This window comes from Enterobacter sp. 50588862 (assembly GCF_001462935.1).
Lineage (GTDB): Bacteria > Pseudomonadota > Gammaproteobacteria > Enterobacterales > Enterobacteriaceae > Enterobacter > Enterobacter bugandensis.
This window is the reverse complement of record NZ_LNHM01000021.1, coordinates 675,948-692,189: the sequence shown is the minus strand read 5'-3', so window position 1 is coordinate 692,189 and position 16,242 is coordinate 675,948. Positions and strand designations below refer to the sequence as shown.

Annotated in this window: 17 protein-coding genes, 1 rRNA gene and 1 other annotated feature; of the genes, 8 read left to right on the top strand and 10 right to left on the bottom strand. The window is 53.9% G+C overall.

All coding sequences use genetic code 11. From position 1 onward, the window contains the following. The 4 genes from APT89_RS11175 to rluD form a co-directional block, all read right to left on the bottom strand. A 16S ribosomal RNA gene (locus APT89_RS11175) occupies positions 1–67 on the bottom strand; the annotation flags it as partial. 426 nt (positions 68–493) lie between these two features. Next, positions 494–3,067, bottom strand: coding sequence for an ATP-dependent chaperone ClpB (gene clpB / locus APT89_RS11170; RefSeq protein WP_041908644.1), 2,574 nt, complete (start codon positions 3,065–3,067; stop codon positions 494–496). 129 nt (positions 3,068–3,196) lie between these two features. Further along, positions 3,197–3,928, bottom strand: a complete 732-nt coding sequence (yfiH, locus tag APT89_RS11165) for a purine nucleoside phosphorylase YfiH (protein ID WP_045631598.1) — start codon at positions 3,926–3,928, stop codon at positions 3,197–3,199. After that, on the bottom strand, positions 3,925–4,905 hold the full coding sequence (rluD, locus tag APT89_RS11160) for a 23S rRNA pseudouridine(1911/1915/1917) synthase RluD (protein ID WP_028014116.1): 981 nt from the start codon (positions 4,903–4,905) through the stop codon (positions 3,925–3,927). The genes yfiH and rluD overlap by 4 nt, the downstream gene beginning before the upstream one ends. A gap of 131 nt (positions 4,906–5,036) precedes the next feature. Between rluD and bamD the strand changes: the two genes are divergently transcribed. The 4 genes from bamD (at position 5,037) to pheA (ending at position 7,804) form a co-directional block, all read left to right on the top strand. Continuing rightward, on the top strand, positions 5,037–5,774 hold the full coding sequence (bamD, locus tag APT89_RS11155; RefSeq protein ID WP_023308867.1) for an outer membrane protein assembly factor BamD: 738 nt from the start codon (positions 5,037–5,039) through the stop codon (positions 5,772–5,774). Positions 5,775–6,042: 268 nt separating this feature from the next. Next, positions 6,043–6,384, top strand: a complete 342-nt coding sequence (gene raiA / locus APT89_RS11150; protein ID WP_003863162.1) for a ribosome-associated translation inhibitor RaiA — start codon at positions 6,043–6,045, stop codon at positions 6,382–6,384. Positions 6,385–6,487: 103 nt separating this feature from the next. Beyond that, positions 6,488–6,613, top strand: a sequence feature (Phe leader region). Further along, entirely contained in the window at positions 6,489–6,536 is a 48-nt protein-coding gene (gene pheL, locus APT89_RS24075; protein WP_100249759.1) for a pheA operon leader peptide PheL, read from the top strand. It overlaps the preceding feature by 48 nt. 30 nt (positions 6,614–6,643) lie before the next feature. After that, positions 6,644–7,804 carry a bifunctional chorismate mutase/prephenate dehydratase gene (pheA, locus tag APT89_RS11145; RefSeq protein WP_028014117.1) on the top strand — a complete coding sequence of 387 codons (1,161 nt, stop codon included), beginning with the start codon at positions 6,644–6,646 and terminating at the stop codon, positions 7,802–7,804. Here the strand turns inward: pheA and APT89_RS11140 are convergent. Genes APT89_RS11140 through aroF form a run of 3 tightly spaced genes read right to left on the bottom strand, consistent with a single transcriptional unit; the run spans position 7,801 to position 10,936 of the window. Further along, positions 7,801–8,673, bottom strand: coding sequence for an SMP-30/gluconolactonase/LRE family protein (locus APT89_RS11140; RefSeq protein ID WP_060572352.1), 873 nt, complete (start codon positions 8,671–8,673; stop codon positions 7,801–7,803). The two genes, pheA and APT89_RS11140, sit on opposite strands and share 4 nt — an antisense overlap. Before the next feature lie 60 nt (positions 8,674–8,733). Then, positions 8,734–9,855, bottom strand: a complete 1,122-nt coding sequence (gene tyrA / locus APT89_RS11135) for a bifunctional chorismate mutase/prephenate dehydrogenase (protein ID WP_028014119.1) — start codon at positions 9,853–9,855, stop codon at positions 8,734–8,736. Positions 9,856–9,865: 10 nt separating this feature from the next. Then, a complete protein-coding gene (gene aroF / locus APT89_RS11130; protein ID WP_060572350.1) occupies positions 9,866–10,936 on the bottom strand; it encodes a 3-deoxy-7-phosphoheptulonate synthase AroF in 1,071 nt (356 codons plus the stop codon). Between the two features lie 213 nt (positions 10,937–11,149). On the opposite strand from aroF, the gene APT89_RS11125 reads away from it, so the two are divergent. The 4 genes from APT89_RS11125 to APT89_RS11110 all read left to right on the top strand — a co-directional run bounded on the left by APT89_RS11125 (position 11,150) and on the right by APT89_RS11110 (position 13,925). Continuing rightward, complete coding sequence (locus APT89_RS11125) at positions 11,150–11,524, top strand: DUF2799 domain-containing protein (protein WP_060572349.1); 375 nt, start codon at positions 11,150–11,152, stop codon at positions 11,522–11,524. A 228-nt stretch (positions 11,525–11,752) separates the two neighbouring features. Further along, positions 11,753–12,214: a YfiR family protein gene (locus tag APT89_RS11120; RefSeq protein WP_370529584.1), complete on the top strand. Its 462-nt coding sequence runs from the start codon at positions 11,753–11,755 to the stop codon at positions 12,212–12,214. After that, positions 12,207–13,427, top strand: a complete 1,221-nt coding sequence (gene dgcN / locus APT89_RS11115; RefSeq protein ID WP_060572347.1) for a diguanylate cyclase DgcN — start codon at positions 12,207–12,209, stop codon at positions 13,425–13,427. Before APT89_RS11120 ends, dgcN begins: the two co-directional genes overlap by 8 nt. Positions 13,428–13,439: 12 nt before the next feature. Further along, a complete protein-coding gene (locus tag APT89_RS11110) occupies positions 13,440–13,925 on the top strand; it encodes an OmpA family protein (protein ID WP_028014123.1) in 486 nt (161 codons plus the stop codon). 2 nt (positions 13,926–13,927) lie between these two features. Here APT89_RS11110 and APT89_RS11105 read toward each other — a convergent pair whose 3' ends face one another. From APT89_RS11105 to rplS, 3 genes are all read right to left on the bottom strand, one after another. After that, positions 13,928–15,298, bottom strand: coding sequence for a PepSY-associated TM helix domain-containing protein (locus APT89_RS11105; protein WP_060572345.1), 1,371 nt, complete (start codon positions 15,296–15,298; stop codon positions 13,928–13,930). 39 nt (positions 15,299–15,337) lie between these two features. Next, complete coding sequence (locus APT89_RS11100) at positions 15,338–15,742, bottom strand: DUF2946 domain-containing protein (RefSeq protein WP_048957936.1); 405 nt, start codon at positions 15,740–15,742, stop codon at positions 15,338–15,340. A gap of 132 nt (positions 15,743–15,874) precedes the next feature. Beyond that, complete coding sequence (gene rplS, locus APT89_RS11095) at positions 15,875–16,222, bottom strand: 50S ribosomal protein L19 (RefSeq protein WP_002914145.1); 348 nt, start codon at positions 16,220–16,222, stop codon at positions 15,875–15,877. Positions 16,223–16,242 lie beyond the last annotated feature (20 nt).

Here is a 16,242-nt window from a genome sequence, read left to right as displayed (position 1 = left end):
GTTCGACTTGCATGTGTTAGGCCTGCCGCCAGCGTTCAATCTGAGCCATGATCAAACTCTTCAATTTAAGTTTGATGCTCGTGAATTAAACTTCGTAATGAATTACGTATGTTCACTCAGAGACTTGGTATTCATTTATTGTCCGAAGACATTAAGAATCCATGTCACTTTGAGTGCCCACACAGATTGTCTGATAAATTGTTAAAGAGCAGTGCCGCTTCGTTTTCGCTGCGGCGCGGGGTGTGCATATTACGCTTTCCCGCTTCAGAGTCAAGCGTTTGTTTCGCTTTTCTCTGCTGACCCGGCGGCGTGTGTGCCGTTGTTCCGTGTCAGTGGAGGCGAATTATAGGGAGTAATTCCGAAGCTGCAAGGATAAAGTGAAAATTATTTACTGACTGCTCACTTTCCAGGCAAAACGCATCCCAGACCTCAATTTTCGCCTGGTTTTTAAACAAAAACGAGCCGCAAGCGGCTCGTTTTTGCATTTTGTGACTTACTGCACTGCCACAATACGATCGTCGTTGGCTTCCAGACGGATAACTTTGCCCGGAATCAGTTCTCCGGAGAGGATCTGCTGCGCCAGCGGGTTTTCGATCTGCTGCTGAATAGCACGTTTCAGTGGACGCGCACCATAAACCGGATCGTAACCATTCTCGCTCAGCAGCTTCAGCGCATCGTCGGAGATGTGAATTTCATATCCACGCTCTTCCAGACGTTTGTACAGACGCTGCAGCTGGATCTGCGCAATCGACGCAATGTGTTTCTCACCCAGAGGATGGAATACAACCACTTCGTCAATACGGTTAATGAACTCCGGACGGAAGTTATGGCTCACCACACCGAGCACCAGATCCTTCATATGGCTGTAGTCCAGCTCACCGAAACGTTCCTGAATCAAATCGGAACCCAGGTTCGAGGTCATGATGACGACCGTATTACGGAAATCGACCGTTCTCCCCTGCCCGTCTGTCAGACGACCATCATCCAGCACCTGAAGCAGGATGTTGAACACATCCGGATGCGCTTTTTCCACCTCATCCAGCAGGATGACGGAATAAGGACGCCGGCGCACCGCTTCGGTCAGGTAGCCGCCCTCTTCATAACCCACATATCCCGGAGGCGCACCGACCAGACGCGAGACGGAGTGTTTCTCCATGAACTCGGACATGTCGATACGCACCATCGCATCGTCGCTGTCGAACATAAAGTTTGCCAGCGCTTTACACAGTTCGGTTTTACCGACACCGGTCGGCCCCAGGAACAGGAACGAACCGATCGGGCGATTTGGATCGGAAAGCCCAGCACGGCTACGGCGAATAGCGTTGGAGACCGCTTCAACCGCCTCGTCCTGACCAATCACCCGCTGATGCAGATCCTGCTCCATACGCAGCAGCTTATCGCGTTCGCTTTCCATCATGCGCGCCACCGGAATACCGGTCCAGCGAGCGAGCACTTCCGCAATTTCGGCATCCGTCACTTTATTACGTAACAGACGCATGGTTTTTCCTTCAGACTGCGTGGCGATCTCAAGCTGTTTCTCCAGCTCAGGGATTTTGCCGTACTGCAGTTCAGACATACGTGCCAGGTCACCCACACGGCGAGCCTGCTCAATGGCAATTTTGGCCTGTTCGAGTTCAGCTTTAATGGTCTGCGTGCCAGAGAGGGAGGCTTTCTCGGCTTTCCACTCTTCTTCCAGCTCAGAATACTGGCGCTCTTTATCGTCCAGCTCTTCATTGAGCATATCCAGGCGTTTCTTACTGGCTTCATCAGACTCTTTTTTCAGCGCCTGCTGTTCCAGCTTGAGCTGAATGATGCGGCGGTCGAGTCGGTCCAGTTCTTCCGGCTTCGAGTCAATCTGCATACGAATGCTCGACGCTGCTTCATCGATCAGGTCGATTGCTTTATCAGGCAACTGACGATCGGCGATATAACGATGCGAAAGCGTCGCCGCCGCAACGATGGCCGGGTCAGTGATCTGCACATGGTGGTGCAGTTCATAACGCTCTTTCAGACCACGCAGGATCGCGATGGTATCTTCAACGCTTGGCTCGGCAACAAACACTTTCTGGAAACGACGTTCCAGCGCAGCATCTTTCTCAATGTACTGACGGTACTCATCCAGCGTGGTGGCACCGACGCAGTGAAGTTCACCGCGCGCCAGCGCAGGTTTCAGCATGTTCCCGGCATCCATTGCGCCGTCAGCTTTACCGGCTCCGACCATGGTGTGCAGTTCGTCGATAAACAGAATGACGTTGCCTTCCTGTTTCGCCAGGTCGTTCAGCACGCCTTTCAAACGCTCTTCAAACTCACCGCGGTATTTCGCCCCGGCCACCAGCGCGCCCATATCCAGCGCCAGTACGCGGCGGCCTTTCAACCCTTCCGGCACTTCACCGTTTACGATACGCTGCGCAAGCCCTTCAACGATGGCGGTTTTACCGACCCCCGGCTCACCAATCAGTACCGGGTTGTTTTTGGTACGACGCTGCAGTACCTGAATCGTACGGCGGATCTCTTCGTCACGGCCGATAACCGGGTCAAGTTTGCCCTGCTCGGCACGTTCGGTCAGATCGACCGTAAATTTCTTCAAAGCCTGACGTTGGTCTTCGGCTCCCTGATCGTTCACGCTTTCACCTCCGCGCATTTTCTCAATCGCCTGAGTCACATTGGCGGTGGTTGCACCGGCAGATTTCAGCAGGTCGGTCAAGGTACCGCGTGATTCAAGCGCCGCCAGAACAAAGAGCTCCGACGAAATAAAGTTGTCCCCACGTTTTTGCGCCAGCTTGTCGCAAAGGTTCAGCACGCGCACCAGATCCTGAGACGGCTGCACATCGCCGCCGGTACCTTCTACCTGCGGTAAACGGCTCAGCGCCTGATCGATAGCGGTGCGTAACTGGCCAGCATTAATGCCAGCAGACGTTAATAAAGGACGTACCGATCCCCCTTCCTGATTCAGCAAGGCGCTCATTAAATGAAGAGGTTCGATGAATTGGTTGTCGTGCCCCAGTGCAAGGGACTGGGCATCGGCGAGAGCAAGCTGGAATTTATTAGTAAGACGATCCAGACGCATAACTCCTCCCATAACAGGTCAAATTTGCTACTGGAGATTAAATGAGGTCATCCCTCAATTATTCAAGGTTAATGACCTGAATTATGTGAAAAGAAAACGGCACGTGCCGGATCGTCTTGATTCTTTAGGTTATATCAGCCAAATGAAACTTGCCATACGACCCGTCGTCTTGTCGCGGCGATAGGAGAAAAAATCACCCTTTTCGGTGAACGTACAGCGATCGCCGCCGAAGATCTGCGTTACGCCAATATTATTCAGACGCTGGCGGGCAAGCTGGTAAATATCCGCCAGATATTTTTCCCCGGCAGGCAGGAAGGCCTCAATGGCTTGCGGATCTTTTTCCATGAATGCTTCGCGAACCTCCGGCCCCACTTCAAAAGCACGAGGGCCAATCGCCGGACCTAGCCAGGCCATGATATTGGCGGGATCATCATTGAAGCAGGCGACGGTCTCTTCCAGCACGCCCTCGCATAAGCCACGCCAGCCCGCGTGCGCTGCTGCCACCTCCGTACCGGCACGGTTACAAAACAGAACCGGCAGACAATCGGCGGTCATTACGGCACAAACCGTGCCCGGCGTATTACTGTAAGAAGCATCGGCGCGTTTGGAAGCGTAAGGTTCTCCCGTCAGCTTCAGTACCGCTTTGCCGTGAACCTGCTCCAGCCAAACCGGCTTCGACGGCAGATTTCCCGCAGCGTACAGACGCGTGCGGTTCTCTTCAACGTGTTCCAGGCTGTCGCCGCAGTGCGCGCCGAGGTTTAAAGACTCCCACGCGCCCTGGCTCACGCCGCCAATACGGGTCGAACTACAGGCGGCCACGCCTGCAGGCAGCGGCCACTCCGGGACAATCAGTTTGGTCATAACCAGTCCACTTGGTCCTTATGTTCTTCGAAATCGGCACGCATGGCATCAATGAGTTCCACCATATCCTGCGGGATAGGCGCATGCCATTCCATCTGGATACCACTGATCGGGTGATAAAGACGCAGCATGGTCGCGTGCAGCGCCTGACGATCGAATTTACGCAGTACGCTGATGAACTCATCCGACGCGCCTTTTGGCGGACGCGGACGACCGCCGTACACCTGATCCCCCACCAGCGGATGGGTAATGTGCGCCATGTGTACGCGGATCTGGTGAGTACGACCGGTTTCCAGGCGCAGGCGCAGGCGGGTATGAATACGGAAGTGCTCCATAATGCGATAGTGCGTCACAGCCGGTTTACCCATCGGATGCACCGACATATGGGTACGTTTCGTCGGGTGACGGCTGATCGGCTCTTCTACCGTGCCGCCAGCGGTCATGTGTCCAATCGCCACCGCTTCATATTCGCGAGTAATCTCACGCAGCTGCAGCGATTCCACCAGACGGGTCTGAGCGGGAACGGTCTTCGCCACCACCATCAGACCGGTGGTGTCTTTATCCAGACGGTGAACGATACCGGCACGCGGGACATCCGCAATCGGCGGATAATAATGAAGAAGTGCGTTAAGTACCGTGCCGTCTGGATTCCCTGCGCCCGGATGAACAACCAGGTCGCGCGGCTTGTTGATCACCAGAATGTCATCATCCTCATAGACAATGTCCAATGGGATATCCTGCGGCTCGAAGCGGATTTCCTCTTCGATTTCAGCATTGATGGCAACAGCTTCCCCACCAAACACTTTCTCTTTTGGTTTATCCCAGATCTTACCGTTTACCAGCACGCGCTGGTCAAGGATCCATTCTTTTATGCGTGAACGCGAATAATCAGGGAACAATTCGGCCAAAGCCTGATCTAAGCGTTGACCGAGCTGATTTTCGGAGACTGTTGCGGTGAGTTCTACTCGTTGTGCCATAAACTGCTTCTTTGTTTAACGTTGGGTTTTACGGCTTTGCCGTTTAATATAGTGTGCTATTGTAGCTGGTCTTAATCGGGAGCAGGAACAGAGTTTCTCCCGGACAAACATTTGAGGAAAGTCAAAACGTCATGACGCGCATGAAATATCTGGTGGCAGCGGCCACGTTGAGCCTGGCTTTGGTGGGCTGCTCCGGTTCGAATGAACAGGTCCCTGACAATCCGCCGAATGAAATCTATGCGACTGCACAACAAAAGTTGCAGGACGGTAACTGGAAACAGGCGATAACGCAACTGGAAGCGTTGGATAATCGCTATCCATTTGGTCCGTATTCGCAGCAGGTACAGTTAGATCTTATCTACGCCTACTACAAAAATGCCGATCTGCCGCTGGCTCAGGCAACTATCGATCGTTTCATGCGTCTGAACCCGACTCATCCTAACATCGACTACGTCATGTACATGCGCGGCCTGACCAACATGGCGCTGGACGACAGCGCCCTGCAGGGCTTCTTCGGCGTAGATCGCTCCGACCGTGACCCGCAGCATGCGCGCGACGCCTTCAATGACTTCTCTAAACTGGTGCGCGGCTATCCAAACAGTCAGTACGTGACCGACGCGACCAAACGTCTGGTGTTCCTGAAAGATCGTTTGGCGAAATATGAATACTCCGTTGCGGAATACTATACCCGCCGTGGCGCATGGGTTGCTGTGGTTAACCGCGTAGAAGGTATGCTGCGTGATTACCCGGATACTCAGGCAACGCGCGACGGCCTGAAGCTGATGGAAAATGCTTACCGTCAGATGCAGATGACTGCTCAGGCTGAAAAAGTGGCGAAAATCATCGCCGCGAACAGCAGCAACACCTGATATCGCTTCAATGCAAAACGGCAGCCCGAAGGCTGCCGTTTCTTTATTCAATTCAGACATCCGCTGAAGCGCTTTAGCCTCAACACATCCCGTCAACTATGACCGCAATTCGTACCTTCCACAAGGTAAATCTCAACTCTTCCTGCCCTGCCTCACAAAAAAGATTCCCTGACAAAAACCGACAAAATAACGTGATCTAAATCACACATTTTGACATTAGGTCGGGTATGCTGGAATCACCAAGACGGAAAGACAAGAGGTAAAATTTATGACAATGAACATTACCAGTAAACAAATGGAAATTACTCCGGCAATTCGCCAGCACGTCGCAGACCGTCTCGCCAAACTGGATAAATGGCAAACACATTTGATTAATCCACATATCATCCTGTCCAAGGAGCCTCAGGGTTTCATCGCTGACGCAACTATCAATACTCCAAACGGCCATCTGGTCGCCAGCGCAAAACATGAGGATATGTACACCGCAATCAACGATTTGATCAACAAGCTGGAACGGCAGCTCAATAAAGTGCAACACAAAGGTGAAGCCCGTCGCGCCGCAACGTCGGTGAAAGACGCCAGCTTCGCGGAAGAAGTTGAAGAAGAGTAATCCTTTAAATTGAGTGTACCGCCAACGCGCCTTCGGGCGCGTTTTTTATTGACAGGGTGAAAACAGTACGGGTACTTTAACGGTATCAATCACAGGATGACTTTATGAAACTTACGCCGTTCTTCTTCGCATTCTTTTTTACCTTCCCCTGAACGGGAGGCGTTTCGTCGTGTGATAAAGAATGCGAAGACGAACAACAAGGCCTCCCACACCGGGGGGCCTTTTTTATTGATAACGATAAAATGAGACAGGCAACACTATGACACCGGAAAACCCGTTACTGGATCTGCGAGTAAAAATCAGCGCGCTGGATGAAAAATTACTGGCGCTGCTGGCCGAACGTCGCGCCCTCGCCGTTGAAGTGGGCAAAGCCAAGCTGGACTCCCATCGTCCGGTCCGTGACATCGACCGCGAGCGGGATCTGCTGGAACGTCTGATCCAGCTCGGCAAAGCGCATCACCTTGATGCCCACTACATCACCCGGCTGTTCCAGCTCATCATCGAAGATTCCGTTCTGACCCAGCAAGCGCTACTCCAGCAGCATCTCAATAAAACCAACCCGCACTCGGCGCGCATCGCCTTCCTCGGGCCTAAAGGCTCCTACTCTCATCTGGCCGCACGCCAGTATGCCGCACGTCATTTTGAAGAGTTTATTGAGAGCGGCTGCGCAAAATTCGCCGATATTTTTAACCAGGTTGAGACCGGCCAGGCGGATTACGCCGTGGTGCCGATTGAAAACACCAGTTCCGGCGCCATTAACGACGTCTACGATTTACTGCAGCACACCAGCCTGTCGCTGGTCGGCGAGCTGACGATCCCTATCGATCACTGCGTGCTGGTCTCCGGTTCAACGGACCTGAACACGATCGAAACGGTCTACAGCCATCCGCAGCCTTTCCAGCAGTGTAGCCAGTTCCTGAACCGCTATCCGAACTGGAAAATTGAGTACACCGAAAGCACCTCGGCGGCAATGGAAAAAGTAGCGCAAGCCAACTCCCCAACCGTTGCTGCGCTCGGCAGCGAAGCGGGCGGCGCGCTGTATGGCTTACAGGTTCTTGAACGCAATCTTGCTAACCAGACGCAAAACATCACCCGCTTCGTGGTGCTGGCCCGCAAGGCAATCAACGTGTCAGACCAGGTGCCGGCGAAAACCACGCTGCTGATGGCGACCGGCCAGCAGGCGGGCGCGCTGGTAGAAGCCCTGTTGGTGCTGCGCAACCACAATTTGATCATGACCAGGCTGGAATCACGCCCAATCCACGGTAATCCATGGGAAGAGATGTTTTACCTCGATATTCAGGCCAACCTGGAATCTGCATCCATGCAGAAAGCCCTGCGCGAACTGGGTGAAATTACCCGTTCAATGAAAGTGCTGGGCTGCTATCCGAGCGAAAACGTCGTCCCGGTCGATCCAAGCTAACATTCGATAAAACGGCTTTTCTTCATCCCTGCCACATTAACCGGCAGGGTGAAGACGGCTCCGGAAAGCGGATACTTCGCCACCTCCTCCGCATCCATATTTTCCCGCGTGGTGGTAATGAACAGCGTTTTCATATCATCGCCGCCAAAGCAGACCATCGTAGGGCAACGCACCGGCATGCGGTATTCTTCCAGTTGCTCCCCTTGTGGAGAAAAACGCGCGATACGCCAGCCGTCAAACAGCGCGCTCCAGTAGCAGCCTTCCACATCCATCGCCGCACCGTCCGGTATCCCTTCTCCCGCGTTAAACTGACGAAATACCTCACGCCTGCCGGGTTCGCCCTGCTCGTTAAGCGGCGTGCGGTAAATTACGCCGTTTGGCGTGTCTGAGGTAAACATCCACTGCTTATCCGGGGTAAACGCTAAGCCGTTGTGCCCGTGAATATCGCACTGGATCACTTTCGGCGTCAGGTCATTGTCGATGCGCATCAGCAGGGCACCGTTGTAATCTCCCGGCCCCCAGAACGTGCCCGCATAGAACCGGCCCTGATGGTCGGTGCCCCCATCGTTAAAACGTGCGAGCTGCGGGTTAGAGGGGTTATCACACACCTTGCGCTGCAGGAGCCCATGCTTATCGGCAAGCCAGATGCCGTTGCGCATAGCGACGATAAAACCGCCTCGCTCACGCAGGGCAAAGCAGCCCACCTCTTCATGGAAGGAAAGCACGGTATGTTCCGCCGTCGGCAGGTGGTAGCGGTGGATCTCCCCTTCCAGAATATCCGCCCAGTAAAGCGCATTTTCTTCTGCGCTCCACGTCGGGCATTCGGGCAGATGCCCGGTGTAGTTCAACAGCAGCTGCGGTTCAGCCATGACAGTTCCCCAAAATGAAAAAAGCCAGCATTGCTGGCTTTCAGTATATACATCATTGGATTACTGGCGACTGTCATTTGCCTGACGCAACAGCGTGCGGCTTTCGCTCTGGAAACGCGTGGCGTAATCGCCGAACCAGTGCTCCACTTTGCGGAAGCTGTCGATAAACGCCTGCTTGTCTCCGTGCTCCAGCAGCGTAATGGCTTCGCCAAAGCGTTGATAGTAGCGCTTGATCAGCGCCAGGTTATTTTCAGACGACATGATGATGTCGGCGTAAAGCTGGGGATCCTGCGCAAACAGACGCCCGACCATCGCCAGCTCAAGACGATAGATGGGTGAAGAGAGCGCCAGCAACTGTTCAAGCTGCACGTTCTCTTCCGCCAGATGCAGACCGTAGGCAAAGGTCGCAAAGTGGCGCAGCGCCTGAATGAACGCCATGTTCTGATCGTGCTCGACCGCGCTGATGCGGTGCAGCCTCGCGCCCCAGACCTGAATCTGTTCCAGGAACCATTGATAGGCTTCAGGCTGACGGCCGTCGCAGTAAACCACCACCTGCTTTGCCAGGCTGCCGCTGTCCGGGCCAAACATCGGGTGCAGCCCGAGCACCGGGCCCGTATGCGCAGCCAGCATCGCCTGCAGAGGACCGTTTTTAACGGAAGCCAGATCCACCAGAATGCAGTCTTTTGGTAAAGGAGGAAGCTTCCCGATGATCTGCTCCGTCACGTGGATCGGCACGCTGACGATAACCATTCCGGCATCTTTCATCAGTTCTGGTGCTTGTGCCCAGTCCTCTTTTTCCAGAATGCGCACCTGATAGCCAGAAAGCGTCAGCATTTTCTCGAACAGACGCCCCATCTGCCCTGCTCCGCCAACAATCACCACCGGACGCAGGGACGGACAGAGGGTTTTAAAGCCCTTGTCGTTTTCGCTGGAATAGGATTCCCGCATCACGCGACGCAGAACATCTTCAATCAAATCCGGCGAAACGCCCAGCGCCTGCGCCTCTTTACGACGGGAGGCCAGCATTGAGGCTTCGCGCTCCGGGACGTAAATCGGCAGGCCGTATTTGCTTTTCACCTCACCGACTTCGGCAACAAGCGCCATGCGGCGCGCCAGCAGGTCCAGCAGCGCCTTATCCACTTCATCAATTTGATCGCGCAGTGCGGTCAATTCAGCAACCATAACTACCCTCTTAAACCAGACGCGTCGCCAACTGGCCGCTTAAATCTTTATGGATCTCACGCAGCAGCGCATCGGTGGTTTCCCAGCTGATGCAGGCATCCGTCACGGAGACGCCGTGCTTCATCGCGCTGCGCGGCTGTTCTGATGACTGATTACCTTCATGAATGTTGCTCTCAATCATCAGGCCGATAATCGAACGGTTTCCGTCTTTGATCTGTGCGACCACGGATTCCGCAACCGCTGGCTGGCGACGGTAATCTTTATTCGAATTACCATGACTGCAATCTACCATCAGTGCCGGACGCAGTCCCGCCTGTTCCATCTCTTTTTCACACTGTGCCACGTCCGCCGGGCTGTAGTTTGGCGCTTTACCGCCGCGCAGGATCACATGACCATCCGGGTTGCCCTGCGTTTGCAGCAGGCACACCTGGCCCGCCTGGTTGATCCCAACAAAGCGGTGCGGCATGGCGGCGGCGCGCATGGCGTTGATCGCCGTCGCCAGACTGCCATCGGTACCGTTTTTAAAGCCAACCGGCATCGACAGCCCAGACGCCATCTCACGGTGGGTTTGCGATTCAGTCGTACGCGCACCAATTGCAGACCAGCTAAACAGATCGCCCAGGTATTGCGGGCTGTTTGGATCCAGCGCTTCAGTTGCCAGCGGCAACCCCATGCTGACCAGCTCCACCAGCAGGCGACGCGCAATCTTCAGGCCTGCTTCCACATCAAACGAGCCATCCATGTGCGGATCGTTGATCAATCCTTTCCAGCCGACGGTGGTACGTGGCTTCTCAAAATAGACGCGCATCACCAGATAGAGGCTATCGCTGACCTCCTCCGCTAATGCTTTAAATCGACGCGCATACTCAATGGCGGTTTCAGGATCGTGAATAGAGCAAGGACCACACACCACCAGCAGGCGCGGATCGCGGCCGGCGATAATGTCAGAAATGGTCTGGCGAGAGTGCTCGATCTGAGCCACCTGCGCGGCGCTCAGCGGAAACTCCGCTTTCAGTTGATCCGGGGTAATCAAAACCTGTTCGTCAGTGATATGTACGTTGTTCAGCGCGTCTTTTTGCATGATAGCGATCCTGTAAAGCTCGTTTGCGATAGTTGTTTTCCTCAGTGAGGTGAAACCACGATATCATAAAAAGTAAACATTTCAATCCAAAATACGTACACATTAGTTTACATAGACACAATAAAGGCAAAAATCAGCCGCTAAAATCGTAAAGTTTAAATTACACCCTAAATTTCTCCCGCCAGGCTATGCTGAAGAAAAAGGAGAAGGGTTATGCGATCGATTGCTTTCGTCCTGCTGTCGCTGTTTTTATCGGGCTGTCAGATTAATCCTTACACTTTCCAGCCCAACTGGACGAGCCCGGACTGGTTCAGCGCGGGTAAAGAAGACGCCATAAATGGCCTGCCGGTTAAAGATAACCAGACCCTGGCCGATAGTTTTAACGCCCCCCACGTCGATCGTAATGAATATCTTCGCGGCTATGCTGATGGTCAGAAGAAAGTGTGTGAAGAAGGCTTTATTCATGCATGGGGATTAGCGGGCAAATCTTATCCAGCCAGTTGTGATACTGTTGAAAATGCAGCGAAACTGCATGCGTCATGGCAAAAAGGAATGGATGAAAGTATGTGTTCCAGCAGGCTTAATTAAGTCTGCTTTTATTCTTTGGAAAATAAACAACTGTAGGATTTAGCTTAGGTCAGCCATGGGCTATTTCTGACATAATGACGGTTCTGATAAACAATGGTATTCTGCCCGCAACTCTTAAGGACATCTATTTCCGGAGCGGTACGGCGGATTCTGGTGAGAAATTTATACTTGAACTCTTTGTTCCGACTCACTCTGGTGCTAATGCTGTTCCTTATGGTGGGCCCGGCGATGGCAGGCGCGCTCTCGGAGACAGATAAATCGGTACGTTCTATTGTCTCAGGCATAGTGAGCTATACGCGATGGCCGTCGCTTTCCGGTCAGCCTAAACTCTGCATCTATGCCACTTCTCACTATACGCACGCGCTCAGCGAAGACCAGGGGCATAACGAGTTACCTTATACCCCCGTTATTGTACGTAACGATCGGGAAGCCCTGGCCGCGACATGCGATGCTGTTTATTTCGGGACTGAACCACCTGCGAAACAACTTGAATTAATAAGTCAATATCAGGGCAGAGCATTGCTATTAATCTCAGAGCAAAATCCGGAATGTGTTATTGGCAGCGCCTTTTGCCTGATAATCGATCGTGGCCAGGTGCGATTTTCCGTCAATCTGGATGCGTTGACACGCAGTGGCGTCAGGGTTAACCCGGATGTATTGATGCTTGCACGGAATAAGCAGCATGGATAAAGATTTCATCTCGACGCAGCGTCCGACGTTTAAAAGAACGCTGAGGCGAAACAGCATGATAAGCGTCATCATCACCATGACGTTAATATGGCTGTTGCTCTGTTTTGCCTCGGTCGTAACATTAAAACAATACGCGCAAAAAAATCTCGAATTAACCGGCGCCACAATGAGCCACAGCCTTGAAGCCTCTCTGGTTTTCAACGATTCACTGGCGGCCAACGAAACGCTCGCTGCGCTGGGTAAGCAGGGTCAGTTTGCCGTAGCAGAAGTCATAAACGGGCATAAAAAGCGCTTTGCCTACTGGTCCTGGAACCCGAACGATAATAATGACACGCTGGGGGCGCTGGTCAGCCGCTGGCTTTTCCCCGACCCTGTTTCGCAGCCCATCCTGCACAACGGCGCGAAGATAGGTGAAATACGTCTTACCGCGCGCGACAGCCTTATCAGCCATTTCATCTGGATGTCGTTTGCCGTCCTCACCGGCTGTATTCTTTTTGCAACCGTCGTCGCGCTCACCATTACCCAGTCTCTGCACCGCGGCATGGTCACGGCGCTGCAAAATATCACCGACGTTGTGCATGACGTCCGCACCAATCGCAACTTTTCCCGTCGGGTGAAAGATGGGCGCATTGAAGAATTCCATCAGTTTGGAGAAGACTTCAACAGCCTGCTGGACGAGATGGAGGAGTGGCAGCTTAAGCTCCAGGCGAAAAACGCTCAGCTGCTTCGTACCGCCATGCACGACCCGCTCACCGGTCTTGCTAACCGCGCTGCGTTTCGTAACAGTATTGCGGCATTAATGAATGACCCCTCGGCAAAAACAAACTCGGCCCTGCTCTTCCTCGACGGTGATAATTTTAAGTTTATTAACGACACCTGGGGACACGCGGCAGGAGACTGCGTGCTGATTGAAGTCGCCAGCAGGATGGTGGAATTTGGCGATAAACGCCATCAGTCCTACCGCCTTGGCGGTGACGAATTTGCCATGGTGCTGTACGGGGTGCATTCTGAACCAGAGGTTCAACACATTTGTGCTGCGCTAGCGCAGCAGTTTATCCGTCCGTTTGATCTGCATAACGGACAAAAAGCATCGATGTCACTCAGCATTGGCTTTGCTCTGGCGTGGGAAAATGCTTCCGTGGAAGCATTACTGGAGAGGGCTGACCGCAACATGTACCAGGTTAAAAACCAGCGTACGAAAACAATAAGTTAGAAAGGATACACTATGTTAAAACGTTACTTCGCGCCGTTAGTTATGGCCTCACTGGTTCTGGCAGGCTGTCAGTCGCCGCCCCAGGGCAAATTTACTCCTGAGCAAATCGCGGCGATGAAGTCATACGGTTTTAACGAACTGAACGGCGACTGGTCGCTTGGTATGTCGGACACCATCCTCTTTGATAAGAATGACGCCAGACTGCGCCCGGAAAGTGAAACACAGATCCAGTCTATGGCCTCTCGTCTGGCGAAAACTGGCCTGAATCACGCGCGAATGGACGGTCATACGGATAATTACGGTGAAGCAAGCTACAACGAAGCCCTGTCGTTAAAACGCGCCAATGCCGTGGCCGACGCGTGGGCGAAGGGCGCGAATATCCCGCGCAGCAATCTCACCACCCGGGGATTAGGCCAAAAATATCCGATTGCGAGCAACAGCACTGCACAAGGGCGCGCTGAAAACCGCCGGGTGTCAGTGGTTATCAGCGCGCCATAGGATTATTTAGCGGATGATTCGGTGAGCGACACGCCTGTTGCCGCTCGCCAGCGCAGCCAGTCAATCAGAACAAACAGCGCCAGACTCACGCCCATCACCGGCAAAGCCAGCCCCAGCAGTGCGCTGATGACCACGGTAACACCTCTTCCCCACCCTGACAGCGCCAGCCAGCTCTGAGAAAGCGTCTGCACCGGACTCATAGCCGACTGTGCCGGACGACGCATCCACCACATCCGGTATCCCCAGATGATAAGCACACACAGGGCAAGGCCGAAAGCAACGAGCAGCAGCTGATTCACCAGCCCGAATAAGATCCCCATATGGAAATCCACGCCCCAGCGGGTCAGTTTTGCCATGAGCGGGAAGTCCTCGAATCGGGTTCTGTCGAGGATCTGCATCGTACCGGGATCAACCGCAACGGCGTCCACCTGAGTCGGCCAGCTGCGGTCGATTTCCGTCACTGTCCATGCGCGATCCATTGTTTTCGCCGGGCGGATCTCCAGCCTGTTGGCATCAATACCCGCGTTACGCGCCGCGCTTAACACACCGTCAAACCGCGTCAGATCCATCGCCATTTCCGGCATCACCATTCCGCCGTGATGGCCACGGTGTTCGGCGTGCTCATCCACGCTCTCCGGCACGCCGGATAGCGTCGTATTCACCTGCGGGGTTAGCCAGTTCAACTCAGCGCGCAGCTTATCAACATTCCCCCCCGCCCACTGGGACCAGGTCAGGCCGGTTGCAGAGAAGAGCAGCATGCCCCCCAGTAATATCCAGCCGAGCGTCACATGCACCCGACGGCGGTTCTGGAAGCGATTGTTAATCCGGCGTTTTGGTCGGGTATAAAACCACAGGGCAATCCCTCCCAGTGCGGCCACCCACATCCAGGAAGCGGCCAGTTCGCTATAGAGCCGCCCGATATCGCCCAGCATCAAAGAGGTATGCAGATAATCAATGGTCTGACGCAGCGGTAAAATCCCGCTGGTGCCGTACACCGTCATATCCCCCAGCACCGCCAGGCTTACCGGATCGATAAAGATCGCCCGGTTTTCCGAGGGCCCCAGCGTCGGGTCAGCAAACATCACGCGGGTGGTTTCACCTTCAGCCAGCCCCGGGCGAACGGCGTGCAAACGCAAATCTGAGCCAACGGCCTTTTCCGCCGTGGCGATTTGTTCCGCCAGCGGCTTCGGTTCGCCCACGGAATTCGTGTGGAGCGCGTCCCGGTAGAGCGCATTCTCGAGCTGCGGGGTCGCCACGTACAGCGTACCGGTCAGCGCGGCGAAGAAGATAAACGGGCCGACAAATAGCCCGACGTAGAAATGGAGGCGACGCAGCAGGTTTCCCCATGCCGCGCGCGGTGTGCAGGTAGTCATACTTTTCCTTTTTAAGGCAAAAAGTTATCGATTGAGTTTTTAAAGGGAAAAAGCAGACTTCCGCGGCGGCGCGCGGGTATCAGGGTAAAGCCAGGGGAAAAAGTGCCAGTGGCTGACCGCCTGACGTGGCGGCTTAACGCGAAGCCTCTGCAGCACGATACTGAGCAGCACAATCAGCGCGAGCATCACGCCCGGCACGTGGGCTAACAGCACGCAGTAGCCGCACGCTTCCGCATGGTCGACCGGCATCGTGTGCGGCATATCGCCGTGATGCTCGTCCATCGACATCATGCTCATGTCATGATGCATGCCCGGCATGGCGCTCATGGGGTCTTTCTGCAACGAGACGGAGATAAGGGGTGCCACCACGATCAGCAGGATCGCAAACAGCGCGGTCAATGCCGCTGCGCGTTTCCGGTTTTGCTGATGCAGTACGTTATCCACTTCCCCTCCATTCAAGAGGCAAGCATTGTAAATGATTTATGACGAAAGGGTTAATGCGAGAGGTGCGATGGGATAAAAAAAGGGCCAGCCTTTCGGCTAGCCCTTTCTAACAGGATGTCGCTTAAGCGAATCTTAGTTCAGACGCTCTTTAATACGAGCAGACTTACCAGTACGCTCACGCAGGTAGTACAGTTTAGCTTTACGTACAGCACCACGACGTTTAACAGCAATGCTGTCAACTACCGGAGAGTGAGTCTGGAAGACACGCTCAACGCCTTCGCCGTTGGAAATTTTACGAACAGTGAATGCAGAGTGCAGACCGCGGTTACGAATAGCGATAACCACGCCCTCGAATGCCTGCAGACGTTTTTTGGAACCTTCAACAACCCATACTTTCACTTCCACGGTGTCACCTGGACGGAAGGAAGGTACGTCCTGCTTCATCTGCTCTTGTTCAAGTTGCTTAATAATGTTGCTCATAATTTAATCTCTTATCCTGG

Excerpts from the sequence above, each read along its gene's own strand:
- APT89_RS11120 (WP_370529584.1), top strand. The coding sequence starts at position 11,753 with ATGGCAGGCGCGCTCTCGGAGACAGATAAATCGGTACGTTCTATTGTC.
- rplS (WP_002914145.1), bottom strand. The coding sequence starts at position 16,222 with ATGAGCAACATTATTAAGCAACTTGAACAAGAGCAGATGAAGCAGGAC.
- tyrA (WP_028014119.1), bottom strand. The coding sequence starts at position 9,855 with ATGGTTGCTGAATTGACCGCACTGCGCGATCAAATTGATGAAGTGGAT.
- yfiH (WP_045631598.1), bottom strand. The coding sequence starts at position 3,928 with ATGACCAAACTGATTGTCCCGGAGTGGCCGCTGCCTGCAGGCGTGGCC.
- pheA (WP_028014117.1), top strand. The coding sequence starts at position 6,644 with ATGACACCGGAAAACCCGTTACTGGATCTGCGAGTAAAAATCAGCGCG.
- raiA (WP_003863162.1), top strand. The coding sequence starts at position 6,043 with ATGACAATGAACATTACCAGTAAACAAATGGAAATTACTCCGGCAATT.
- bamD (WP_023308867.1), top strand. The coding sequence starts at position 5,037 with ATGACGCGCATGAAATATCTGGTGGCAGCGGCCACGTTGAGCCTGGCT.
- rluD (WP_028014116.1), bottom strand. The coding sequence starts at position 4,905 with ATGGCACAACGAGTAGAACTCACCGCAACAGTCTCCGAAAATCAGCTC.
- APT89_RS11105 (WP_060572345.1), bottom strand. The coding sequence starts at position 15,298 with ATGACTACCTGCACACCGCGCGCGGCATGGGGAAACCTGCTGCGTCGC.
- aroF (WP_060572350.1), bottom strand. The coding sequence starts at position 10,936 with ATGCAAAAAGACGCGCTGAACAACGTACATATCACTGACGAACAGGTT.
- APT89_RS11125 (WP_060572349.1), top strand. The coding sequence starts at position 11,150 with ATGCGATCGATTGCTTTCGTCCTGCTGTCGCTGTTTTTATCGGGCTGT.
- APT89_RS11110 (WP_028014123.1), top strand. The coding sequence starts at position 13,440 with ATGTTAAAACGTTACTTCGCGCCGTTAGTTATGGCCTCACTGGTTCTG.
- clpB (WP_041908644.1), bottom strand. The coding sequence starts at position 3,067 with ATGCGTCTGGATCGTCTTACTAATAAATTCCAGCTTGCTCTCGCCGAT.
- dgcN (WP_060572347.1), top strand. The coding sequence starts at position 12,207 with ATGGATAAAGATTTCATCTCGACGCAGCGTCCGACGTTTAAAAGAACG.
- APT89_RS11140 (WP_060572352.1), bottom strand. The coding sequence starts at position 8,673 with ATGGCTGAACCGCAGCTGCTGTTGAACTACACCGGGCATCTGCCCGAA.